A 22,925-nucleotide genomic window follows, 5' to 3' on the forward strand; every position below is an offset into this window, starting at 1 on the left:
GGCGCGGGGAAAACGGAGCGCGTTCGTCCCGCCCAGGGGGCCCCGCTACCGGTATGCTCCGCCCTTCGCGCCCGGCGGCGGGGGTACGGCCTCGCGCGCGGCCAGCAGCGGCAGGACGTCCGCGACCAGCTCCAACTGCAGCCGCAGCGCGTCCCGCGGGGCGGCGCGCAGCACGGCGCGCATCAGGTCGGTGGCGCCGGCGGGGGCCTTGAGGTCGTCCAGGTGGCGCTGGCAGGTGCCGAGGTCGAGCGAGGGGTTGGGCAGGTCGTTGGCCGCCCAGAGGGTGCGCATCAGCTCGTTGGTCAGCACGGCCGCCGCCCAGCCGGTCTCCACGGGGTCGCCGCGCTGGCGGACGGCCTGCATCTTGGGTACGACGTGGGCCCACAGCTCGGCGTAGTGCGCTTTGACGGGTGCGGGGGTGCGGTAGCCGGCGTGGATGGTCGCGGCGTCGGCCATGAGCCCGGCGACGGCGCCGTCGGGGTCGTGCAGCGGGACGCCGTCGAGGAAGGCGTAACCCCAGGACTCGTCGCCGACGCGGTCCGGGGCGAAGCAGGAGCGCCACTGCTCGGCGGTGCGGGGCACGAGGTCGACGGGCAGCGGGCGGCGGCGGGACCGCCAGGGGGCGCGGCGTACCGGGTCGAGGGCGGTGACCACGAGGACGTCGAGATCGGAGTCGGGGCGGCCGGTGCCGCGGGCGAGGGATCCGGACAGCAGGACGCCGCGGACGTCGGGGTCCGCGCGCAGTTCCGTCAGCACCACCTCCAGCACCGTGCGGTGCAGGGGAGTGGGAAAGGCAGCGGTGGTCATCTCGCTCCCGGGTCCGGCCCAGGCGGGAGCGTAGCAGCCCCTGCACCGAGCGTGCGGGGCCGGGGCGGGAAAGGGATGTGCGCGGGCGGCGGTTGGGCGGTTAGGGTGAGGGCGGAAGTGCATCTGAGGCAATCCGAGGCAAGGAGACGGCGTGGCGGGCTGCTGCTTCGCGGGCACCGGCGGGATGACCCGTCTGTGCACCGGTGGCCACGCAGGTGCGCGGCGCGCGTCCTTCTCCCTCGTGCCGTATCGCCCGCGCGTGGTCCCGGCGCCCTGACCGGCAGCCCGGGACGGCTTTCCCGCTGAGCGACCCCGTCGCAGGCCCCGCGATCCGCGCGCGCTGAGCGCGCCCGCCGGGCTTTTCCCGTCACGTTCACGTGCCCCGCCGAGGGCCGACGTCGCGCTGCCCGGCCAGGGCCATCCGCCAGTCCAGGAACGCACTTCTTTCCGGAAGGACGGCAGGCTGTGGCCCGCTCTCACCGACGCATGTCCGCACGCGCGGATTCCGATACGAACCGTCGCGCCGACGCCCGCGCGACCACGGGCGGCAACGCCCGGACGAACCGCCGCCGCGGCTCCCCGGAGGGGGCCCGGGACACCGGCCGTTCCCGGTCCCTCCCCCGATCCCTCTCCCTCTCCCAGAACTTCCTTGCAGGACCCGCCGTCGCGCGGCGTGTGGTGCGGCTCGCGGCGCCGGAGGCCGGCTGCGGGCTCGTCGTCGAGATCGGCGCCGGCACCGGGACGCTGACCGAGGCGCTGGCGCCGCACTGCCGGGAGCTGATCGCCTACGAGATCGACCGCCGGCTGCTCCCCGGCCTCCGCACCCGGCTGGCCGCCCACCCCCATGTCCGCGTCGTGGGGCAGGACTTCCTCGCCTCCCGGCCGCCGCGGGAGCCGTTCGCGGTGGTGGGCAACGTCCCGTACGCGCGGACCTCCGAGATCGTCGACTGGTGCCTGCGCGCGCCGCGGCTGGAGTCGGCGACGTTCGTCACCCAGCTCGAGTACGCCCGCAAGCGGACCGGGGACTACGGGCGTTGGAGCCTGCTGACCGTGCGCACCTGGCCGTGGCACGAGTGGCGGCTGCGCGGGCGGGTGCCGCGGGAGTCCTTCCGGCCGGTGCCGCGGGTGGACTCGGCGGTGCTGCGGCTCGACCGCCGCGGGGAGCCGCTGCTGCCGCGGACCGAGGAGGCGGCGTACCGCCGCATGGTCGAGACGGGCTTCGGCGGCGCGGGCGGCACCCTGTACGCATCCCTGCGCCGCGCGGGCTACTCGACGCCCCGCCTGACAACGGCCTTCCGCACGGCGGACCTCCCGAATACCACGGTGGTGGCCTACGCCACCCCGTCCCAGTGGCTGACCCTGCACAAGACCCTGCACTGACGCCCGGGGCTGAACGGAACCCGGGTTCCCGGGCAACGCGCGGCAGCGGCCTCCGTCCGCGAGGTGGGCGGGGGCCGCTGCCTGGTGTCCTGCGGGAGTAACCGCGCAATGCTGTCACTCCCCCGCCCCCGGCGGGCCGGGCGTCAACTCCCGCCGCTACCCCTCCGCTACGCCACCGCCCCGTCCGGGCCGTAGCCCCTCTTCGGCACCGGCTCCGCCGCCGCGTCCGGCGCCGGGGCCCCACCCGCGTCGCGGGTCTGGCGGGCGAGCCACTGGCGGTAGCCCTCCGCGCGCTCCGCGTGCCAGCCCGCCTGGCCGCGGTGCAGGTCCCACGCGCCGGCCGACGCCACGTCCCCGTACCGCTCCGCTATCGCCACCGCCAGCCGGACCGCCGCCAGCGCGTCCTCCGCGGCGTCGTGCGCGCGGCCGAGCACCACCCCGTACTCCACACAGACCGCCTCCAGCGTCCTCTTGCCCTCCCGGAACGGGTCCACCGTCCGGTCCATCGCGTACGGATCGATCACCGGGCCCTCCTCCCCGCCGCCCAGCCGCTCGCGCATCGACGCGAGCCCGTGGCGGCGCAACTCCGCTGCCAGCAACGTCAGATCGAATGTGGCGTTGTACGCGACGACCGGCACGCCGCGCTTCCAGTGCGCCGCCAGCGCGTCCGCCACCTCGTCCGCGACCTCCGCCGCAGGGCGGCCGTGGGCCGTCGCCCGCTCGTCGGTGATCCCGTGGATCGCGGTCGTCTCCGGCGGCACCGGAACACCCGGGTCGGCCAGCCACTCCCGCCTGCGCGCCGGGACGCCGCGAACGGCCTCCACGACGGCGGCGGAGACGATCCGCGCCTCCCCCGGGTCCGTCCCGGTCGTTTCCAGGTCGAAGCCGACCAGCAGCTCCCCGTACCACCCCATGGGCGCCCTCCCTGCTCCGTGGCCAGTGACTCCACACTCTCACCCGCCACTGACATACCGGACCTGCAGATTCCGGATATCGCGGAGCGCTCAAGGCGCGTAGACAAGGGACGTGCGGAAGGGCGCGGAGGGGCGCGTGGCGGCCGTCAGGAGACCGGGCGCGCGTCCGTCCAGAAGCTCTCGAACTCCTCCCGGTACACCTCGAAGAGCCCCGGCTCGCCGCCGCCCTCCCCGTGCACCAGCTCCCGCCGCGCCGCCCGCAGGACCAGCGCAGGCGCCTCCGCGCCGCGTGCCCGCCGCAGGTACGTCTGCACCACGCCGACCCCGTCCGGCCGGTCGCCGTTGATCAGGTACGCCGTGAACCGCGGGGTCTCGTCGAAGACCCGGATGTCGAACGACCCTGCCACGTCCCCGCCGCTCTGCGGGCGCAGCCGGGAACGCACGCGGCGCATGTGGATGATGTTCGTCTCCACCGCCCGCGCCAGCTCGCCCCGCTTCATGCCCAGTTCGCGCTCCCGCCGGCGCACCGTGCTGCTCGCCGGGTTGAGGAACAGCAGCCGGATCCGGCAGCCGCCCTCGGCGAGCCGGCCCAGCCGGCGGCCGGAGTAGTTCTGCACGAGCAAATTGAGCCCGATGCCGATCGCGTCGAGCCGCCGGGCGCCGCCGAAGAGGTCCTCGGCGGGCAGCGCGCGCTGGAGCCCGACCCGGTCGGGGTGGACACCGACCACGTCCGCGTACCGGTCGCCGACCAGGTCCTCCACCGCGTCCACCGGCAGCCGGTCCGCGGACGGCGGCTGGTCGTCGGCGCCGAGGAGGCGCAGCAGCCGGCCCGCCGCGCGCTCGGCCTGGGCCAGCACGGTGCCGGACAGCGCGCGGTTGCGGGAGACGACGTTGCGGGCGACCTCCAGCTCGTCGAGCGCCAGTTCCAGGTCGCGGCGGTCGTCGAGGTACGGCTCGAAGCACGGCCAGTGCTGCACCATCAGCTCGCGCAACTGCGGCAGCGTCAGGAAGCTGATGACGTTGTCGTCGGCGGGATCCAGCAGGTAGCCCTTGCGCCGGCTGACCTCCCGCACCGCGACCGCCCGCTGCACCCACTCCTGGCCCGCGGGCCCCGCCGCGGCGACGACCCACTCGTCGCCGTGGACCGGCTCGTAGACGGGGCGCAGCACCGAGGCGACGACGGAGCGCAGCCGCTGCTCGACCACGTTCAGCCAGATGTACGCCCGGCCCGCGCGCGCCGCGCGGGTGCGTACCTCGTCCCAGTCGTCCTGGCCCCAGCCGATCTCCGCGCCGATCTCCATCGGCCGGGCCAGCGACACCGTCCCGGGCGGCGGTGGCGCGCCCGGTGGCGGCTCGGTCGAGCCGCCGCCCCCGCGGCCCTCACCCTCGGGACCGCCTGCCGGGGGCAGCTCAAGACCGCCCGCACCCACGCCCGTACCGCCTTCCGCGCCCAGCTCCACGATCACGGCAGCGTACTGCCACGATCCCCGGGGCGCATCCTGATCGAGCCAGGGGTAACCCAACTGCCGCGCCGGGTTCCGCGGTTGTCACCCGGGCGGGCGGCGGGCGGGCGGCGAACGACTCGCGAACGGCCCGCGGACGACCGCCAAGTGCCCCCGGGACGGCCCGCGGACGACCCTCAGGCGGTCCGTCGCGCCGCTTACGCCCCGCCGCCGGGCGGTACTTGGGCGGTCGCCGGATGCCCGCCCCACAGGACGCCGGCGAGCAGCCCGGCGATGTTCCAGGCGTCGTCCACGCCGCGGTGGTGGGTGCCCTCCAGCGCCCGGCCGGCGTGGGCCAGCGCCTCGGCCATGCCCAGCTCGCGGCCGAGCCCGTGGGCGAGCGAGTAGAGCGTCTTGGCGTTCACGTGCCGCCTGCCGAAGGGGTACGCGACCTCCGCGGCCGCGCACTGCCGCTCGAACTGCCGCCGGTCGTAGTCCCCCCAGCTCGCCCACACCCGCTGCCGCGCGCCGTGCTCGCGCCGCAGCAGCGCGCACGCCTCGGCGAACGGGACGCCGGCCGCGACCTGTCCGGGGGTGAGCGTGGTCAGCCGGGTGCAGAAGTCGCTCACCTCGGAGTGCTCGGGCCGTACCAGCACCGACCGCCGCGAGAGCCGCTGCCCGGTCTGCACATCCAGCTCGCAGAGCCCGATCTCGATGATCTCCGGGCTCATCCCGGCCGGCGGCTGGCCCTCCCAGCAGGTGGCTTCGACGTCGACGACGAGGACGCGGTCGAGGAGTTGCGTGGTCATGCGGACCAGCCAAGCACGCGGCGCCCGTGCGCCGCGCGGCCTTTTCGGGCGGCGGGAGCGGCGTGAGAGAGCGCCGCCGCCGCTTCCATCGCGGCGCGTTATGGGAAGTTGTGATTACCGCGAACTCCCGGTTTCCGGAATCCTGACGCCTGGTACTTCCCTGGCCCTCCACGCGCGGGCCCACCCAACCCGCGTGCCATCGGAAACGAGGAACCTTGCGAATAACCAGGACACTCCCCACACTCGTCGCCGCGCTGCTGGCCGCCCTCGCTTTCGGCACCACCGCAGTCGCCGCGGACCACACGTCCGCCCGCGGCGCCGACGCCCCTGCGGCCGCCCAGGCCCGTACGCCCGAAGGGCCGCCGTCCACAAAGATCATCGGCGGCGGCTACGCCCAGAGCGGCCCCTGGGCCGCGCGGCTGTTCTCCAACGGCCGCCAGACGTGCAGCGCGTCGATCATCGCGCCCACCTGGATCCTCACCGCCAAGCACTGCGTCAGCGGCGGCGGGCTCTCCTTCCGCATCGGCAGCCTCGACCAGACCAGCGGCGGCACCCTCGCCAACGGCGTGCAGACCTACACCCACTCCTCCGACCTGGCGCTGGTCCGGCTCGACCGGTCCGTCTCCACCACGTACGCCACGCTCGGCCAGCCCGGTTCCGTGACGGTCGGCCAGAACGTCCAGGTCTACGGCTGGGGCGCCACCTCGCAGTGCGGCTCCGAGATCAACTGCCAGTCCCAGTACCTGAAGGTCGCCAACGTCACGGTCACCGGCGGCTGCAGTGACGCCTACGGCGGCAACGCCATCTGCGCCCGGCGCGGCGACGGCATCACGGCCGGCGGCGACTCCGGCGGTCCGATGATGGCGAACGGCGCCCAGGTCGGCGTCGCGTCCACCAGCGACCGGCAGACCACCACCGCGTACACGAACGTCACGCGGTACCGCTCCTGGATCCAGTCCATCGCCGGTGTCTGAGGCCCACCCGCCGCACGGCACCTGAAGCCGGGCGGATGCACCCGGTCCGTACGCCGGCACGCCCGGACCGGGTGCATCCGTCCACTCCCCGCCCACCTGCCCCGCCTGTCCCGCCTGACTGCGCGCGGGGCGGGTGGGCGGACCCCTTCGTGGGGACGGCCACCTCCTCCCCGGCCCCCCCCACCGTGCGGCGCTCCGCCGCGGACATCCCGGCCGCGGCGAGGTGCCGCTTTGTCCAACTGCCGATCTCTTGCCGCGTTCCGGTCCCGGACGAAAGACTGGACGGCATGACCGCATGGAACGACCGGTTCGACCTGGGTGACGCCAGGTGGCGCAAGACGAGTTACAGCGACCGTACGGGGACCGCCTGCCTGGAGGTCGCGGACGGCTTCCACCCCGCTCTGGTCCCGGTGCGCGACAGCAAGGACCCGCACGGCCCGGCGCTGGTCTTCACCGCGACCGCCTGGGAGGCGTTCGTGCACGGCGTGAAGTCGGGGGACTTCGAGGCGTAGCGCGGCAGGTAGCGTGCGTACGGTGAACGACTCCGCGCGCTCCCCCGATCTCCCACGCGATCTCCCCCCGGCCCTCTTCCCGCCCGGCCTGCCGGTCCTCAGCGAGATGCGCGTGCACGCCTCCGGACGCGCCTGGCTTGCGGAACTGCCGGACCTGGTGGAGAAGTTGCGTGCGCGCTGGTCGCTGCGGTTCGGCGCCCCCTTCACGGGCGGAAGCTGCTCCTGGGTGGCCCCGGCGCGGCTGCCGGACGGCACCGACGCGGTGTTCAAGGTGACGTGGCCGCACCGCGAGGCCGCCGGCGAGGCCGAGGGCCTGCGGATCTGGGACGGCCGCGGTGCCGTACGCCTCCTGGCGCACGACCCCGGTCACTACGCCCTGCTCCTGGAGCGCTGCAAGCCGGGCACCGAACTCGGCACGGCCGACGAGCTGGGCGCCGGACACCGGCTGCGGCTCGGCGCCGAGGTGCTGCGCGAGCTGTGGAGCGCCCCGGTGCCGCAGGACTGCGGTCTGGAGCGGGTCGCGGACGTGTGCGCCGAGTGGGCGGACCTCCTGGAGGAGCGGATGGAGCGGCTGCGCCCCGGCTACGACGCGGGGCTCGTCGCGCACGGCGCCCGGCTGCTGCGCGAACTGCCGGGCGGCGCCCGGCGCGAGGTGGTCGTCCACGGCGACTTCAACCCCGGCAACATCCTCGCCGCGGGCCGCCGCCCCTGGCTGGCCATCGACGCCAAGCCGATGACGGGCGACCCGGGCTACGACCCCTTCCCCCTGCTGGAGCAGATCGACGACCCCTTCGCCACCGCCGACCCGGCGCGTACGGTCGCCGGCCGGCTGGCGCTGCTCGCCGGCGAGTTGGGCGAGGACAGCGGGCGGCTCGCGGCGTGGGCGGTGGCCCGGCGGGTGGAGGCGGCGCTGTGGAGCGCGGAGCACGGGGACGCGGCGGGCGGGGCGGGGGTGCTGGGCGAGGCGCGGCTGCTGGCGGAGGTCGCGGGGGTGTAGTCGGTACGGGCCCGAGGTGCATCGCCGCGTAGGGCAGGCCCGTAGCGGCGGACCCCGATCCGCGTGACGCCGCGGACCCGCCGGGCCCGCGGGGCCGTGACCGCCCTACGCCAGCGGTGCGTTCGGCCCGTCCGGGCGGCCGCGGCGGCCCTCCAGCACGGCGAGCGACAGCTCGGCGGCCCGGTCGCCGTCCAGCCGCCGGCAGCCCTCCGCGGTGACGGTGTAGACGAGCGGGTAGATCCGGCGGGTGGCGTCGGGGCCGCCGGTGGCGCTGTCGTCCTCGGCCGCGTCGTAGAGCGCCTGCACGGCCATCGTCACGGCGTCGTCCCGGCTCATGCCCTCGCGGTACAGCTTCTTCAGCGCCCCGCGCGCGTACACGGAGCCCGAGCCGGTCCCGCCGAAGCCCTTCTCCTCCGCGCGCCCGCCGGTGATGTCGTACGAGTAGATCCGCGCGGTCCCGCTGCGCGGGTCGTACCCGGCGAAGAGCGGCACGACGGCGAGGCCCTGCATGGCGGGGCCGAGGTTGTCGCGGATGAGGGTGCCGAGGCGGTTGGCCTTGCCCTCCAGGGAGAGCGGCACGGTCTCGATCTTCTCGTAGTGCTCCAGCTCCAGGCGCAGCAGCCGGACCATCTCCTCGGCCATGCCGGTGGATCCCGCGATGCCGACCGCGGAGAACTCGTCGGCCGGGAAGACCTTTTCGAAGTCCCGGTGCGCGATCATGCCGTTGCCCAGCGTGACGCGGCGGTCGGCGGCGAGGAGGACGCCGTCGGCGTAGGAGGCGGCGACGATGGTGGTGCCGTGGGGGATGTCGACCGCGACCGCCTCGGTGCCGGTGGTGCCGGGGAGCCGGCGGTTGGCGGGGAGCTGTTCCGGGGCGTGGGCGGCGAGGAAGTCCACGAACGACGACGAGCCGGGGGTGAGGAATTCGGGCGGCAGGTGCTCCACGGCGGTTCCCTTCGTCGACTCTTCGATCCGTCCGGCCGTTCGGGCCCGTCCGCCCGCGCCGGCCGCGGGCGGGCGCGTACCGCTCAGGCACCGTCCGACCCTACCCGTACCCCCGCGGCGGCCACCGGGTGCCGGATTCTGCGCCCGCGACCCGAGCTTCGCGCAGTGTTCATCTCACGTCTGCCACGTGGCCAAACCGGGCGTCGGCGGCTGCGGAACAGTCGCACCCTGTTCGCACGAACCGGGAGCACGATGAAGAGTCCGCGATCCAGACCGTCCCGCCGGGCGCGGGCAGAACAGGCGCTCGCGCTCGCGGAGTGCGCCCGCGTGTGCACCGGATACCTGGCCGGGCTGACGGCCGAGGAGGACGCCGCAGACCCGCCGCCGCCCAGCGTGGGCCCGGGGCCCGCCCGTACGGCCCTGGTGGCGGCGCTCGGCGAGCTGCTCGGCACCGCCCCGCCGCCGCGCCGCGAGCCGGTCGGCGCGGAGCTGTTCGACACCCTGCTGCGGGCCGGCGACCGGGCGGTGGAGACGGCCGGCAAGCGGGAGTTGCTGCTGGCGGTGGAGCTGGCGGACACGGGCCTCTCGCTGCGCGCGAAGTCCCGCGCCGCGTGGCGGCTGCGCGCGCAGGCCCTGGACGCGCTGGGGCACGCGGCGGCGGCGACGGAGGCGTACGAACGGACGCTGGCGCTGGGCAGCACGCACCCCGAGACACCGGTGCTGCTGTCGATCGCCCGCGAGAAGCGGGAGTGCCTGGCCACGGCGGTGGGGCTGTTCCCGGCGGACACGGCCGGGGGCCGGGAGACGGCCGGGGACCTGGAGACCGGCGGTGCGGAAGCCGGAGCCGCGTCGGCCACCCCCGTCGCAGGGCCCACGTTCGCCGCGGCCGTCGGCGCCGAGGCGATGCCCGGGGTCGTGCGGGAGGCGTTCACCGCGTACGTCACCGAGCAGATGAGCCGGTACGGGGCCGGGGACGCGCGGGTGCGCGAGCTGGCCGGGGCGTACGGGACGTACTGCCGGATCCTCGACCAGGGCCGCATGGCCGATCCGCTGCTCGCGGGCGCCCGCCCCGTCGGCGTGGCCGACTTCCGCGGCCTCGTCGCCGGGAAGACCGCCTGCGTCGTCGTCGGGCCCGGCCGGTTCGAGGAGGCCGGCGACTACGAACTCGTCGTCCGCTGCGACGACTTCCGCAGCGGCGAGCGCGCCGACGTGCACGCCGTCGCCGATCCGGCCTGCGAGTCGTGGCACCGGCCCGCCGGCGTCCGGCTGCTCTTCGCCGACCCCGGCGAGACCTGGCGGGAGACGGTCAGGCGCGCGGTGCCCGGCGCGCAGGACGGGCTCGGCGACACGTCGCTGCGCCGCCCGCTGCAGGACCCGGCGCTGCTCGGCGACGACGGCTGGGGGCCGGAGACCAGCGCAGCGTTCACCGTGCTGCGGCTGCTGGACCACCTCGACGTCAGCCCGCGGCTCGACGTCCACGGCGCCGGCCGGCTGCGGCCGGAGGAGCGCCGCTGGATCACGTCCCGGGCGAAGGACCGTACGAAGACGAGGACCGCCCTGCGATGATCCCTTCCGCCCCCCGCTCCCCCGCCGCCCCGGCGTCCTTCGCCCCCCGCGAGATACCCGGCCCCGTCCCGCCCCCGCCCGCCGCCGGGGCCGCCCGCCCCGCACCGGCCGCGGCGGCGGCCGCGCGCCGCGCGCCCCGCGTCGCCTTCGTCTGCCGGGCCGACGCCGCCGACCCCGGGCACGCCGCCGGGCTGCCCGCCCTGCTCCGCAGCCTCGCCCTCGCCAACCCCGGCGTCTGCGAGGACTTCCTGCTCCGCCACGACGGCCTGCCGGACGACGTCCTGGCCGCGGCCCGCCGGCTGCACCCCCGGATCGTCGAAATCCCCGCCGAGGGCGGCGACGCGGGGGCCGCCCCCGGCACGTACGACGACCTCACCGGCGCGTACGACGACCTCGTAGAACTGCACCCCCGCTGGCTGGTGGCGGCCGACCTCGCCGTCCTGCGCGACCCGTCCGACGAGACCCGCGCCCGCTACGAGCTGACCGACGAGCGGTTCTGGCGCGCGTACTGCACCCTTCCCGCCCACCGCCAGCACCCCGACCTGCTCCTCCACTACGGCCCGCCCCTGCTGCGGCTGCGCCCCACCACCGACCTCGCCCGCCGCACCGCCCTCGGGCTGCGCGCGGTCGGCGCGTACGAGGAGGCCGTGGAGGCCCTGTCCGCCGCCCGCTCGCAGGCCAACCAGCCGCGCTTCCATGACGCGATGGGCACCGCGCTCATGGCCGTCTCCCGCTACGACGAGGCCGAGACCCACCTGCTGCTCGCCGCCGCGACCCCCGAGCTGGCGCCCAAGGCGTTCAGCCAGCTCGCCCGGCTGGCCTGGCTGCGCGGCGACGAGGAGCGGTCGAAGGCGTACGCGCGCGAGGGCCTGGACGCGGAACCGGCCAACCGCACCTGCAAGGCGCTGCTCCGGGGCGGCTACGGGCTGCCGGAGTTCGCGGCGCACCGCGGGGAGGCGTCGGTCGTCTCCACACAGCTCGCGCACGCCGCCGCGTACGCCACCGGCCAGGAGAACGCCGGCGACAAGATCCTCCCCGAGGCCGTCCGGCTCTGTTTCGGCCAGGACGCCTCCGCGCGCCGGTGGCACCCGGTCCCCGTGCACCGGCTGTTCGACGAGGAGGCGCTGGCGGAGGTCAACGCGCGCCGCGGGCTGATCGTCGGCGGCGGCGGCCTCTTCCTGCCCGACACCTGGCCGAACGGCAACAGCGCGTGGCAGTGGAACGTACCGGACGAACTGCTGGCCCGTATCGACGTGCCGCTGGCCGTCTTCGCCGTCGGCTACAACGTCTTCCCCGGCCAGTCCTACCGCCGCAGCCGCTTCCGGGAGAGCCTCGCGGCGCTGGTGGAGCGGTCGGCGTTCTTCGGTCTTCGCAACCGCGGCTCGGTGGAGCGGGTGCGCGAGCTGCTGCCGGAGCGGCTGCGCGACCGGGTCGCGTACCAGCCCTGCCCCACCACCCTGACCCGGCTGCTGCAGCCGGGCTGGGACGACGCCGAGGTGGAGCGCGCGGACACCGTGCTGGTCAACTGCGCGTACGACAGGGCGGGGATGCGCTTCGGCGACGGCTATCCGCGGTTCCTGGACGCGATGGCGCGGACGGTGCGCGCGCTGCGCGAGCGGGTGGACGTGCGGGTGGCGGCGCACATGACGGCGGACGAGCAGTTCGCGCACGACCTGCGCCGGGAGCACGGGATCGCGCTGCCCGTGGACGCGCTGTACGACCTCGGGAACGACGAGATCCGCGCCGCGTACCGGCGGACGCGCTTGGTGATCGGGATGCGCGGGCACGCGGGGATGGTCCCGTTCGGCTGCGGCACGCCGGTGCTGAGCCTGGTGTCGCACCCGAAGCTGGCGTACTTCCTGGCCGACATCGACCGCCCGGAGTGGGGTGTGCGGGTGGACGACGAGCGGCTGGCGGAGGTGCTGCTGGAGCGGGCGGAGGCGGTGCTGGACGACCACGGCGCGGCGGTGGCGGACGTGCTGGACCGGCAGCGGGTGCTGTGGAAGGTGACGCGGGAGAACCTGGCGGGGCTGCGGCCGGCGCTGGGGCTGCAGGGGGAGACGGCGTAGGGGCCGTTGGCGGGGGAACGCCTGAAACGCGGGGCGGAACGCCCGCGGCGCGGTGCGGAACGCCTGCGGCGCGGTGCGGAACGCCTGCGGCGCGGTGCGGAACGCCTGGTTCGGGTGGGAAAACGCCTTGGTCGCGCGGGGCAGGGCCCGGTTAGATTCCGGGTATGAGGATACGTACAGGAGGCCCCGCCGACGTCCCCGCCATGCTCGCGCTGCTCGACGGTGCGGTGGCGTGGCTGACCGGGCAGGGGCGGACCGACCAGTGGGGCACGGAGCCGTTCTCCGGCCTGCCCGAGCGGGTGGCGCAGATGGAGGAGTACGCGCGCGACTTCCTCGTGCGGGTGGCGGAGACGCCGGAGGGCGGGGTCGCGGGGGTGTGCGTGCTCGCGGACGAGCCGCAGTCGTTCGTACCGGCGGCCGGGGAGCCGGAGTTGTACGTCCGGCTGCTGGTGACGGACCGGACGCTGCGCGGCGCCGGGGTGGGCGCGGCGCTGGTGGCGGACGCGCGGGCGGAGGCGGTGCGGCGGGGCGTGGGGCTGCTGCGGGTGGACTGCTTCGGGGGTGGCGACGGGGCGCTGGCGCAGCAGTACGAGCGGCTGGGGTTCACGCCGAGCGGCACGTTCACGGTGGAGCGGCCGGGGCGGCCGGGGTGGCCGGGGCGGCTGCTGGAGATCCGTCTTTGATGCCTTCGTTCCCCTTGGTCCGGCCCGGGCGGAACAGACATTCGGTGGCGACTTGGGAAACTTGTTCGAGGCCGTGTTGAAGAAGTGACCCATGGGTCAGTACCGTCCGTGTGCGTGGATGCAAACGAGCGAATCCGGGCGAGTTTTGCCCGAGTTGAACGCAGAGCCGACCATGTCGCCAAGTACTTCTATTCGCATCTGTTTGCCCGCAATCCGGGGGTCCGCGAGCTGTTCCCCGCGGACATGTCCGAGCAGCGTGACCGCCTCTTCGCCGCCCTCACCCACGTCGTGCAGCGCCTCGACGACCCGGACCTGCCCCGCTACCTCGCGACGCTGGGACGCGACCACCGCAAGTTCGACGCCCGCCCGGAGCACTACGCGGCGGTCGGCGAGAGCCTGATCGCGGCGCTGCGCTTCGGGCTGCCGAACACCTGGGACGAGGAGACCGAGCAGGCATGGCTCGGCGCGTACAAGATCCTCTCCGAGGCGATGATCGGCGGCAGCGAGGAGGCCGACAAGCAGCAGGCGCCGCGCTGGTGGGACTGCCGGGTCGTGGCCCGCCACGAGGCCGCCCCGGGCGTCACGGTGCTCACCCTCCTCCCGGACCGGACCCTGCCGTACGCCGCGGGACAGTTCGTCAGCGTCTCCACATCGAAGGTGCCGCGGGTGTGGCGCCCGTACTCCATAGGCTGCGCCCCGCGCGCGGACCGCACGATCGACCTGCACGTCAGCCGGGTCGACGGCGGCCTGCTGAGCCCGGCGTTGGTGGATCGGACGGTCCCCAACGACACCCTCCGGCTGGGCGCGCCGGCGGGCACGGCGGTGCTCCCGAAGCGCGTGGGCCAGCCGGTGACCTTCATCGCGGCGGGCACGGGCTGGGCCCCGATCCGCGCCCTGCTGGAGGACATGGTGCGCCGCTGGACCCCGACGACGGCCCGGCTGTTCCTGGTCGCCCGCAGCCCCGCGCACCTCTACGACCCGGAGGCCGTGGACGCGCTGCGGAAGCACCACTCGTGGGTGGACATCACGGTGATCACGCCGGAGCGCACGGAACGCCAGGGCGCAACGGCCCGCCACCTGGAGACGGCTCTGTCGGCGCACAGGGACTGGCCGAAGCACCGGGTGTACGTGTCGGGTCCGGCGCAATTCATCGCGGACGTACGGGAGTTGGTGCGGGGGTACGGAACGCCACCGGAGCAGATCGCCCACGACCACGTACCGCCGCCGGAACGGGGCGGGCGGGAACCGGGCCACTCGGGGTGGTTCTTGCACCCGTCGCAACCGCAATGGATCAACCCGGCGGACCGCTGAGGGCGGGAGGGGCAGTCCGGGGGCACATGCGACTTCGCGAGTGCCAAGAGCGGAAGGCCGCGGGCCGGGGTTGGGACGTCGGGGGTTGGGGCGGGGGCGGCGGGGGCGGCGGGGCGAAGGCCGGAGCCGGGCGGCCCGGTGCACGCAAGCGCCCGGGTGACGGGGGCCAGCGCGACAACGGGGGCACCCGCGGCGGGCGGTACCCGACCGGGGGGCGAAAGCCGGAGCCGGGCGGACCGGCGCACGCAAGCGCCCGGGTGACGGGGGCCAGCGCGACAACGGGCGGACCCGCGGCGGGCGGTACCCGGCCTGGGGCGAAAGCCGGAGCCGGGCGGACCGGCGCACGCAAGCGCCCGGGTGACGGGGGCCAGCGCGACAACGGGCGGACCCGCGGCGGGCGGTACCCGGCCGGGGGCGAAAGCCGGAGCCGGGCGGACCGGCGCACGCAAGCGCCCGGGTGACGGGGGCCAGCGCGACAACGGGCGGACCCGCGGCGGGCAGTGCCCGGCCGGGGGCGAAAGCCGGAGCCGGGCGGACCGGCGCACGCAAGCGCCCGGGTGACGGGGGCCAGCGCGACAACGGGCGGACCCGCGGCGGGCGGTACCCGGCCGGGGGCGAAAGCCGGAGCCGGGCGGACCGGCGCACGCAAGCGCCCGGGTGACGGGGGCCAGCGCGACAACGGGCGGACCCGCGGCGGGCAGTGCCCGGCCTGGGGCGAAAGCCGGAGCCGGGCGGACCGGCGCACGCAAGCGCCCGGGTGACGGGGGCCAGCGCGACAACGGGCGGACCCGCGGCGGGCGGTACCCGGCCGGGGGCGAAAGCCGGAGCCGGGCGGACCGGCGCACGCAGGCGCCCGGGTGACGGCGCAGCGGCAACCGGCCGATAGGCAGACCGGCCCGCGGGCAGCACCGGCCGCCGGGGGGGGGGGGGCGGAAGTCGGCGCCGGGCGACGCACGTTCGCGCGGCGTCCCGGCGCCGGGGGCGGCGGCGCGGTGGCCGCCGGCTGTCGTCGCCGGACTGCCCGGCGTCGTGGGAGAGCGGGCGTCAGGGTGGGCGATCTCGTATACGAACGGCCCAACGTGGGTTTTGGAGCATCGGGCCCCACCGCGCCCGGCAGCCGCCTCCCCGAAGGGCCCGGCTCCGGCCCCGGCGGCGATCACACGCAACACCCGGCGCCCGCCAGCACCCGGAACCGACCCACCCGGGGAAGCAACGCCCAACGCCCCACCGCACGACGTGCATCCGCTCGGCGATCGCCCGCCGAAGCCCTGCCCGTACCGCCGGAAGCGGAGAGAACGGGCCGTAACTCGCGGTAACACCCCCGGGTCCGGGCCGAATCGGCACCCAAGGGCCGACTTTCGCCCACCCAGCCGCACCCACCCGAGGCCGCGACTCGGAACGCAGGCGGCCGAGGCGAACTCGCGGTAACCCACCCCGAAAACCAGCCCAAACCGCCCACCGGACCCGACTTTCGCCCACCCAGCCACGCCAACCACCGCCCAGAACACCCCGATTGAACGCAAGCGCACCAAACTCACAGCAGCCCACCGGCCAACCGGGACAAACCACCCCCGCGAGCCGACTTTCGCCCATCGACGCACACGCGGGGGATTCCGAGACCTGCCACCGCCATACACGGCGTCCCCGGCGGAGGAATTGAGCCGCAACTCACGACAACACCTCCCGCACACCGGGGCAAATCACCCCCGCGGGTCGACATTCGCCCATCGACGCGCACGCGGCCGCTCCAAGGCCCGGCGACCGCCATCCGCAGCGCCCGAGCGGAGAGATTGGGTCGTAACTCGCGGTAACACCCCCGGGTCCGGGCCGAATCGGGCGCCGGAGCCAGAGTTTCGCCCGGCGACACGCAACCACAGCCCGGTCGACGCCGCCCAGACACCCCGACGCGGCTCCCCCGAAGCGGTCCACCCTGCGGAGGTGGGTCACGCCAGCCCCGTACGGGCCTGCACCTACGCATGCCCCGGGCCCGCCCCCGTGCGATGCTCCCCTCCCCCAGCCCCGCCCCCGGCCTACCCCACGAAGGCCCCGACCTCAGCCCCGCCCCCGGCCACCCCACGGACGCCCCCGGCCCCAACCCCGTACCCGGCCCATCCCACGAACACCCCCGGGCACAGGCCCCACCCCGCCGGCGGCCACCGCGACCGGTCCGTCCCTGCACCGGTCTTCGCCCCCGCCCGCCGGGGCCGCGCGCGATCGGACCAGGCCCGGCACCGCCCTTCGCCCCCGACCACCGGGGACATCGGAGACCGGACTGAGCCCAGATCCGCGGGGGCCCACCCCCACCCCCGCCGGGGACATCCGCGATGGGGCGGAGCCGCCTCCGGCTTCCGCCCCCGTCCACCGGGAACATCGGCGATCAGGCCCGCCCCACCTCCGGCCCCTCCCCTCCATCGCCCGGCGGCATCGGCGCTCGGGGAGGGCCCGGCGCCCAGTAGCCCGGCCACCCCGTCGGCAGGGCACGGCATCCGTAGCGCAGCGTTAGGGTGCCCGCTCCCTCCGGGCCACCCATAGCCGCCGGTCTTTCGGGCCGGAGTCCGGTGTCAGGGGTGGGGCGAAGCCCCATCGCGAAGCGACGTCCCTGGAGCGAAGCGGAAGGGACGCCCTTGACACCGGACGCAGGCCCGCACACTCAACAGCGGGGTGGCCCGGGGGGAGCCTTTACGACACGGCCACTCCCCTCACCGACACCCCCGCACACCGGCCCACCCCACGCACCACCGCCACCCCGACGCCGCACCCCCGCACCCGGCCCCGCCCAGGCACCACCGCCACCCCGACACCGCCCCCCGCCGCACCCGCTCCACCCCACGACGCACCACCCGCCCGACGCCGTACCCCCGTACCCGCCTCCCGTACACAAAAGGCCAGCTCACACCGCCGGCAACCCCCGCGCTGTCATACCAGCCGCATACCCTTGGGCGGGTGTGAGGGGAACTGGGGGCGGGCTAGCAGCGTGTCCTCGGCGGCGGATCGAACCCGCACCCGCCCACCCCCGAAACGGCTCCCCCGTCCACCGCCCCACTCCACGCACCACCGTCGGCCGGATGCCATACCCCCGTAGCCGCCCCACCTCACGCACCGACACCCGCCACCCCGACACCGGCCCCCCGCACCACCGCCGGCCCGACGCCATACCCCCGTAGCCGCCCCACCTCACGCACCGACACCCGCCACCCCGACACCGGCCCCCCGCACCACCGCCGGCCCGACGCCATACCCCCGTAGCCGCCCCACCTCACGCACCGACACCCGCCACCCCGACACCGGCCCCCCGCACCACCGCCGGCCCGACGCCATACCCCCGTACCCGCCCCACCTCACGCACCGACACCCGCCACCCCGACACCGGCCCCCGCGCCCACGCCACCCCGACGCCCGATCGCCGAATCCCCGCCACCACCCCACCCGTGCCCCGCCACCCGATCGCCCCGCCCAGGTATCCCCGCCCCCACGCCCCGCCGAGTATGACCCCAGCGGGATTTTCTCCACAGGAGGCGCGTGTGACGGGCAGCGACGGCGAAGAAGACAGCGCCGCTGGCGACGAGGTCTACCAGCCCTACGCCTCCGGTGCGCCCGGGGACGGGGCTCAGGACGACGAAGGGCTGCTGCCGCCCGAGGACACCCTCGACGGGTTCATCGACCCCCTCGACGAGGGCTACTCGCCGCCCGAGAAGCCCCGCGGGGTCGAGCACACCGGCGTCACCGCCGCCGAGCAGCGCCGCGGGGAGTCCCTGGACGAGCGGCTCGCCGAGGAGATCCCCGATCCGCCCGTCCTCCCCGACGACGACGGCCTCGGGGACGCCCCCGACACCGACGGCGAGCTGATCGACGACGAAGTCGGCGACCGCCGCGCCGGCCGCCTCGTCGCCCCCGACGAGGGCGCCCACGACGACGAAGAGAAAGACATGATCGCCTCAGACGCGGGCATCAACGGCGCCGCCGCCTCCGCCGAGGAAGCCGCCGTCCACGTCGTCAACGACGAAGACGAATACCAGGACGAGTACGAAGACCAGTAGGCAGATCGGTACGCAGACGGCGACATCCGCTCCCCCGGCGACCGCCCCTGAAACCAACCCGCAAAACCGCCCCCCTCACTCCGGGTGGGCCACCAGCACCTCCACCCCGTCCGCCTGCAGTGCGTCCAGATCCGCCGGCGGGATCCCCGAGTCGACGATGACCAGGTCGAAGGCCGTCACCGGGGCGAGTTGGTACAGCCCGCGGCGGCGGAACTTCGTGTGGTCGACCAGGAGGATCTTGCGGGCGCACGCCTCCATCAGCGCCCGCTTGACCGCCACCGTCTCCTGCGACTGGTGGTAGCAGTGGCCCCGGGTGATCGCCGTCGTGGAGGCGAAGAGGGTGTCGGCGTACAGGCTCGTGACCGCGTCGACCGTACGCAGCCCCAGAAAGGCGTCGTACGCGGGGTAGTACGTGCCGCCCAGCGATATCAGCTCGATGCCCGGGCTGCCGGCCAGGACCTGCGTGACCGGCACGAAGTTGGTGATGACCGTCAGCGGTGCCTGCTGCGTGAGCAGGCGGCTCAGGGCCAGGGCCGTGGTGCTGTCGTCGATGATGACCGACTGGCCGGACTTGACCAGCGGCAGCGCGGCGCGGGCCAGGGCGTTCTTCTCGGCCGTCATCGCCTGGGTGCGGTGGCGTACGTCGCCGTGGAAGGCGGTCGAGGGCTGGGCGGTGGCGCCGCCGCGGACCTTGCGGAGCCAGCCTCTGCTCTGCAGGTGGTCGAGGTCCCGGCGGATGGTCATGGGGGTCACGCCGAGTTCGTCGGCCAACTGCTCGATGCGGACGAAGCCTTCGTCCACGACGCGGCCTTTGATGCGATCTCTTCGCTCCCGGGGCTTTCGCCCGCTCATGTCGGCCGGCTGCCGGGTCTCTGCCCCCATGGAAACTCCTGTTCTCTTTCTGTGAAGTGAACATTCCCGTATCCGGACGCCGCGCACCGCTCAGGGCTGCGTACGCGACGGATGGCGACGCGACTGCCTGCGCTGTCATAGCCCCCCACCGCACCGGCCATCGACCCGATGTTAACCGCCCCTGATCGAGCGAACACTCAAAGGGGTGCATTACCGGGGTCCGTTGTTCATTTTCTGAGGCCCGTTGACACGAATGAAACATCCGAGTTTCGTGTGCGTCGCCTTCCAAGCGCCCGGCAGGCGTCCACAAAGGCCACAACGCCGAGGGCACAGCGCACCGCGCCTCCCCGCAGCCAGCGCCCACGAGCAAGGACACGAGCAAGGAGTGGAACATGAGACGACTGGCCAGTTTTGCTCTCGCCGGCATCCTCGCCACCGGCGCACTGACCGCCTGCGCCGAGGAGCCCGGCAGTTCGGGTGACGACGGCGAGGGCGGCGGCACCGGGGCCGGGAAGGTCGCGTTCCTCATGCCCGACCTGGCCTCCACGCGCTACGAGCAGTACGACGCCCCGATGTTCAAGAAGCGGATGGGCGAGCTCTGCGACGAGTGCAAGGTCATCTACCAGAACGCCGACAGCGACGCCGCCCTCCAGCAGCAGCAGGCCAACTCGGCCATGGCGCAGGGCGCCAAGGTCATCGTCCTGGACCCGGTGGACTCCGAGTCCGCGGCGACCATCGTGCAGACCGCCCAGTCGCAGGGCGTCAAGGTCATCGCGTACGACCGGCCGATCCCCACCAAGCCCGCCGACTTCTACGTCTCGTTCGACAACGAGGCCATCGGCGAGTCCATCGGCCAGTCGCTCGTCGACCACCTCGACAAGGAGTCCGCCGAGGGCGGCATCCTCCAGGTCAACGGCTCGCCGACGGACGCCGCCGCCGGGCTGATCAAGAAGGGCATCCACAACGCCGTCGACGACAGCGGCTACAAGCTGCTCGCCGAGTTCGACACCCCCGACTGGTCGCCGGAGAAGGCCCAGCAGTGGGTGAGCGGCCAGATCTCGCAGTACTCGGGACGCATCGCCGGCGTGGTCGCCGCCAACGACGGCACCGGCGGCGGGTCGATCGCCGCGTTCAAGGCCGCCGAGGCCCAGGTCCCGCCGGTCACCGGCAACGACGCCGAGCTTGCGGCCGTTCAGCGGATCATCGCGGGCGACCAGTTCAACACCATCTCCAAGCCGATCAAGACCGTCGCCGAGGCCGCCGCCGAGGTCACGTACGCCTTCATGCAAGGCGAGAAGCCCAAGGCCGACACCCAGCTCTTCGACACGCCGTCCCAGCTCTTCCAGCCGACCGTCGTGACGCAGGAGAACCTCAAGGAGGTCATCTTCGGCCCCGACGGCGTGCTGAAGACCGAGGACGTCTGCACCCGCGAGTACGCCAAGGACTGCAAGAGCCTCGGGATCGACTGACGGTACGCAGCCTCCGCACCCGGCGAACTCCGCACCCGGCGAAACGAAAGGAAAAGGGTCACGATGACAGCCCCCGCCGCCCCGGCCGCGCCCACCGTGCTGTCCCTGCGCGGCGTCAGCAAGCAGTTCGGCGCCGTCGCCGCGCTCACCGGCATCGACCTCGACGTGGCCGCCGGCGAGGTGGTGGCCGTCGTCGGGGACAACGGCGCCGGCAAGTCCACGCTGGTGAAGATCCTGTCGGGGGTCTACACCCCCGACGGGGGCACCATCGCCTTCCACGACCGGGAGGTGTCGCTCGGCTCCCCCGCCGACGCGCAGGCCATCGGCATCGCCACCGTCTTCCAGGACCTGGCGCTGTGCGAGAACCTCGACGTCAAGGCGAACCTCTTCCTCGGCCAGGAGCTGCGCCCCTGGATGCTGGACGACGTTCGGATGGAGACCCGCTCCTGGGAGCTGCTGCGGGAGCTGTCGGCCCGTATCCCCACCCTCGACGTGCCGGTGGCCGCCCTCTCCGGCGGCCAGCGGCAGACGGTGGCGATCACCCGGGCGCTGCTGGGCAAGCCCGAGGTGATCCTCCTCGACGAGCCGACCGCCGCGCTCGGCGTGGCGCAGACGGCCGAGGTGCTGAACCTCATCGAGCGGCTGAAGGGCAACGGCCTCGGCGTCGTCATGATCAGCCACAACATGGACGACGTACGCGCCGTCGCCGACCGGGTGGCGGTGCTCCGCCTCGGCCGCAACAACGGCGTCTTCGACGCCCGCACCGTCACCTCGGAGCAGGTCGTCGCCGCGATCACCGGCGCGGTGGACAACGTGGTCGCGCAGCGCGCGGCCAGGAGAGCCGCGGCCGGCGAACCGCGGCCGGACGCGGCGACGCGGAATGAGCGGAAAGAGAAGGAATTGCCGTGACATCCCTGGACACTCCGCCGAGCAAGACCACCGACCTGCAGGACGAGCGGCTGACGACGCCCCAGGGCATCGGCGACAGCGTCCGCGCCGCCGTCCGCCGCACCCGCGACGGCGACCTGGGCATGCTGCCCGTCGTCGCCGGCATCCTGGTCATCTGGACCATCTTCCAGTCGCTGAACCAGACCTTCCTGTCCAGCACCAACCTGGTGAACCTCACCTTCGAGATGGTGCCGCTCGGCGTCATCGCGCTGGGCATCGTGTGCGTGCTGCTCGTCGGCCAGATCGACCTGTCGGTCGGCTCGGTCAGCGGCGTCTCGGCCGCGGCCACCGCCGTCGTCATGGTCAAGCACGAGCAGCCGATGGTGCTGGCCCTGGCCGTCGCCATCGCCGGCGGCTGTGTGATCGGCTGGCTCTACGGCCAGATACTGAACCGCTTCGGCGTGCCCAGCTTCGTCGTCACCCTGGGCGGGCTGCTGGCCTTCCTGGGCCTGCAGTTGTGGCTGCTGCGCGACCAGAACGCGATCAACATCCCGTTCGACTCGCCGCTGGTGAAGTTCGCGCAGGTGTGGTTCGTGCCCGAGGCGCTGGCCTACGTCTTCGCGGTCGCGGCGGCCGGCGGCTTCCTCGCCGTGGGCTGGGTACGGGCCCGCAGCCGGCGCCGCGCCGGGCTGTCGTCCGCGTCGATGCAGTGGCTCGGGCTGCAGGCCGGGCTGCTGGCCGCGGCGCTGCTGTTCACGGTCTACTACCTGAACCGCACCCGTGGCGTCCCCTGGATGTTCATGCTCTTCGTCAGCCTGGTGCTGATGGTGCACTACGTCCTCACCAAGACGAAGTTCGGGCGGTCCCTGTACGCGGTGGGCGGCAACGCGGAGGCGGCCCGCCGGGCCGGCATCAACGTCCGCGGCGTCTACACCTCCGCGTTCGTCATGTGCTCCGCGCTGGCGGCGACCGGCGGCGTGCTGGCCGCGGCGCGGCTGGCGGCGGCGAACCAGTCGACCGGCACCGCGGACGTCAACCTCAACGCCATCGCCGCCGCGGTCATCGGCGGCACCAGCCTCTTCGGCGGCCGCGGTTCGGCGTTCGCGGCGCTGCTGGGCGTGCTGGTCATCCAGTCGATCTCCAGCGGTCTGACGCTGCTCAACCTCGACTCCTCGTACCGCTTCATCATCACGGGCCTGGTGCTGCTCGTCGCCGTCGCCCTGGACTCCGCGGCCCGGCGGTCGCGGCAGGCACACGGAAGGGGCTGACG

Annotated in this window: 18 protein-coding genes; 12 read left to right on the forward strand and 6 right to left on the reverse strand. The window is 74.4% G+C overall.

Annotation, left to right across the window (positions count from 1 at the left end; genetic code table 11):
• Positions 1-45: 45 nt before the first annotated feature.
• Positions 46-807: a nucleotidyltransferase domain-containing protein gene (locus CXR04_RS05780; RefSeq protein WP_101420811.1), complete on the reverse strand. Its 762-nt coding sequence runs from the start codon at positions 805-807 to the stop codon at positions 46-48.
• Between the two features lie 486 nt (positions 808-1,293).
• Between CXR04_RS05780 and erm the strand changes: the two genes are divergently transcribed.
• Complete coding sequence (gene erm / locus CXR04_RS05785) at positions 1,294-2,187, forward strand: ErmE/ErmH/ErmO/ErmR family 23S rRNA (adenine(2058)-N(6))-methyltransferase (RefSeq protein ID WP_101420812.1); 894 nt, start codon at positions 1,294-1,296, stop codon at positions 2,185-2,187.
• A gap of 167 nt (positions 2,188-2,354) precedes the next feature.
• Here erm and CXR04_RS05790 read toward each other — a convergent pair whose 3' ends face one another.
• From CXR04_RS05790 to CXR04_RS05800, 3 genes are all read right to left on the reverse strand, one after another.
• Positions 2,355-3,101, reverse strand: coding sequence for an exonuclease domain-containing protein (locus tag CXR04_RS05790; RefSeq protein ID WP_101420813.1), 747 nt, complete (start codon positions 3,099-3,101; stop codon positions 2,355-2,357).
• 146 nt (positions 3,102-3,247) lie between these two features.
• A complete protein-coding gene (locus CXR04_RS05795; RefSeq protein ID WP_159072433.1) occupies positions 3,248-4,531 on the reverse strand; it encodes an SAV2148 family HEPN domain-containing protein in 1,284 nt (427 codons plus the stop codon).
• A gap of 230 nt (positions 4,532-4,761) precedes the next feature.
• On the reverse strand, positions 4,762-5,352 hold the full coding sequence (locus CXR04_RS05800; protein ID WP_101420814.1) for a 3'-5' exonuclease: 591 nt from the start codon (positions 5,350-5,352) through the stop codon (positions 4,762-4,764).
• A 254-nt stretch (positions 5,353-5,606) separates the two neighbouring features.
• Between CXR04_RS05800 and CXR04_RS05805 the strand changes: the two genes are divergently transcribed.
• The 3 genes from CXR04_RS05805 to CXR04_RS05815 all read left to right on the forward strand — a co-directional run bounded on the left by CXR04_RS05805 (position 5,607) and on the right by CXR04_RS05815 (position 7,835).
• The gene (locus tag CXR04_RS05805; protein ID WP_101426211.1) at positions 5,607-6,326 is read left to right on the forward strand and encodes a S1 family peptidase; all 720 of its coding nucleotides are present in this window, start codon (positions 5,607-5,609) and stop codon (positions 6,324-6,326) included.
• A 287-nt stretch (positions 6,327-6,613) separates the two neighbouring features.
• The gene (locus CXR04_RS05810; protein WP_101420815.1) at positions 6,614-6,838 is read left to right on the forward strand and encodes a DUF397 domain-containing protein; all 225 of its coding nucleotides are present in this window, start codon (positions 6,614-6,616) and stop codon (positions 6,836-6,838) included.
• A gap of 106 nt (positions 6,839-6,944) precedes the next feature.
• The gene (locus CXR04_RS05815; RefSeq protein WP_101426212.1) at positions 6,945-7,835 is read left to right on the forward strand and encodes an aminoglycoside phosphotransferase family protein; all 891 of its coding nucleotides are present in this window, start codon (positions 6,945-6,947) and stop codon (positions 7,833-7,835) included.
• 105 nt (positions 7,836-7,940) lie between these two features.
• Here the strand turns inward: CXR04_RS05815 and prcB are convergent, their stop codons facing one another.
• Complete coding sequence (gene prcB, locus CXR04_RS05820; protein WP_199850606.1) at positions 7,941-8,807, reverse strand: proteasome subunit beta; 867 nt, start codon at positions 8,805-8,807, stop codon at positions 7,941-7,943.
• Positions 8,808-9,032: 225 nt separating this feature from the next.
• Here prcB and CXR04_RS05825 point away from each other — a divergent pair, with 225 nt between their 5' ends.
• From CXR04_RS05825 to CXR04_RS05845, 5 genes are all read left to right on the forward strand, one after another.
• On the forward strand, positions 9,033-10,346 hold the full coding sequence (locus CXR04_RS05825; protein WP_234380079.1) for a hypothetical protein: 1,314 nt from the start codon (positions 9,033-9,035) through the stop codon (positions 10,344-10,346).
• Positions 10,343-12,415 carry a polysaccharide pyruvyl transferase family protein gene (locus tag CXR04_RS05830; protein ID WP_234380080.1) on the forward strand — a complete coding sequence of 691 codons (2,073 nt, stop codon included), beginning with the start codon at positions 10,343-10,345 and terminating at the stop codon, positions 12,413-12,415. Before CXR04_RS05825 ends, CXR04_RS05830 begins: the two co-directional genes overlap by 4 nt.
• Positions 12,416-12,642: 227 nt before the next feature.
• Positions 12,643-13,098: a GNAT family N-acetyltransferase gene (locus CXR04_RS05835; RefSeq protein ID WP_101426213.1), complete on the forward strand. Its 456-nt coding sequence runs from the start codon at positions 12,643-12,645 to the stop codon at positions 13,096-13,098.
• A 114-nt stretch (positions 13,099-13,212) separates the two neighbouring features.
• A complete protein-coding gene (locus CXR04_RS05840; RefSeq protein WP_234380081.1) occupies positions 13,213-14,409 on the forward strand; it encodes a globin domain-containing protein in 1,197 nt (398 codons plus the stop codon).
• A gap of 3,521 nt (positions 14,410-17,930) precedes the next feature.
• Positions 17,931-18,446, forward strand: coding sequence for a DUF5709 domain-containing protein (locus tag CXR04_RS05845; protein WP_101420818.1), 516 nt, complete (start codon positions 17,931-17,933; stop codon positions 18,444-18,446).
• A 75-nt stretch (positions 18,447-18,521) separates the two neighbouring features.
• Here the strand turns inward: CXR04_RS05845 and CXR04_RS05850 are convergent, their stop codons facing one another.
• A complete protein-coding gene (locus CXR04_RS05850) occupies positions 18,522-19,298 on the reverse strand; it encodes a DeoR/GlpR family DNA-binding transcription regulator (protein ID WP_101426215.1) in 777 nt (258 codons plus the stop codon).
• 392 nt (positions 19,299-19,690) lie between these two features.
• Between CXR04_RS05850 and CXR04_RS05855 the strand changes: the two genes are divergently transcribed.
• The 3 genes from CXR04_RS05855 to CXR04_RS05865 all read left to right on the forward strand — a co-directional run bounded on the left by CXR04_RS05855 (position 19,691) and on the right by CXR04_RS05865 (position 22,923).
• Positions 19,691-20,767 (forward strand): ABC transporter substrate-binding protein, encoded by a 1,077-nt coding sequence (locus CXR04_RS05855; protein ID WP_101420819.1) that lies wholly within the window; start codon positions 19,691-19,693, stop codon positions 20,765-20,767.
• Positions 20,768-20,830: 63 nt separating this feature from the next.
• Positions 20,831-21,676: an ATP-binding cassette domain-containing protein gene (locus tag CXR04_RS05860; protein ID WP_101420820.1), complete on the forward strand. Its 846-nt coding sequence runs from the start codon at positions 20,831-20,833 to the stop codon at positions 21,674-21,676.
• Positions 21,673-22,923, forward strand: coding sequence for a sugar ABC transporter permease (locus CXR04_RS05865; protein ID WP_101420821.1), 1,251 nt, complete (start codon positions 21,673-21,675; stop codon positions 22,921-22,923). The genes CXR04_RS05860 and CXR04_RS05865 overlap by 4 nt, the downstream gene beginning before the upstream one ends.
• The last annotated feature ends 2 nt before the right edge of the window (positions 22,924-22,925 follow it).

It is taken from the genome of Streptomyces sp. CMB-StM0423 (assembly GCF_002847285.1).
Classification (GTDB): Bacteria; Actinomycetota; Actinomycetes; order Streptomycetales; family Streptomycetaceae; genus Streptomyces.

Excerpts from the sequence above, each read along its gene's own strand:
- CXR04_RS05860 (WP_101420820.1), top strand. The coding sequence starts at position 20,831 with ATGACAGCCCCCGCCGCCCCGGCCGCGCCCACCGTGCTGTCCCTGCGC.
- CXR04_RS05800 (WP_101420814.1), bottom strand. The coding sequence starts at position 5,352 with ATGACCACGCAACTCCTCGACCGCGTCCTCGTCGTCGACGTCGAAGCC.
- CXR04_RS05790 (WP_101420813.1), bottom strand. The coding sequence starts at position 3,101 with ATGGGGTGGTACGGGGAGCTGCTGGTCGGCTTCGACCTGGAAACGACC.
- CXR04_RS05825 (WP_234380079.1), top strand. The coding sequence starts at position 9,033 with ATGAAGAGTCCGCGATCCAGACCGTCCCGCCGGGCGCGGGCAGAACAG.
- CXR04_RS05850 (WP_101426215.1), bottom strand. The coding sequence starts at position 19,298 with ATGAGCGGGCGAAAGCCCCGGGAGCGAAGAGATCGCATCAAAGGCCGC.
- CXR04_RS05855 (WP_101420819.1), top strand. The coding sequence starts at position 19,691 with ATGAGACGACTGGCCAGTTTTGCTCTCGCCGGCATCCTCGCCACCGGC.
- CXR04_RS05810 (WP_101420815.1), top strand. The coding sequence starts at position 6,614 with ATGACCGCATGGAACGACCGGTTCGACCTGGGTGACGCCAGGTGGCGC.
- CXR04_RS05815 (WP_101426212.1), top strand. The coding sequence starts at position 6,945 with ATGCGCGTGCACGCCTCCGGACGCGCCTGGCTTGCGGAACTGCCGGAC.
- CXR04_RS05780 (WP_101420811.1), bottom strand. The coding sequence starts at position 807 with ATGACCACCGCTGCCTTTCCCACTCCCCTGCACCGCACGGTGCTGGAG.
- erm (WP_101420812.1), top strand. The coding sequence starts at position 1,294 with ATGTCCGCACGCGCGGATTCCGATACGAACCGTCGCGCCGACGCCCGC.
- CXR04_RS05830 (WP_234380080.1), top strand. The coding sequence starts at position 10,343 with ATGATCCCTTCCGCCCCCCGCTCCCCCGCCGCCCCGGCGTCCTTCGCC.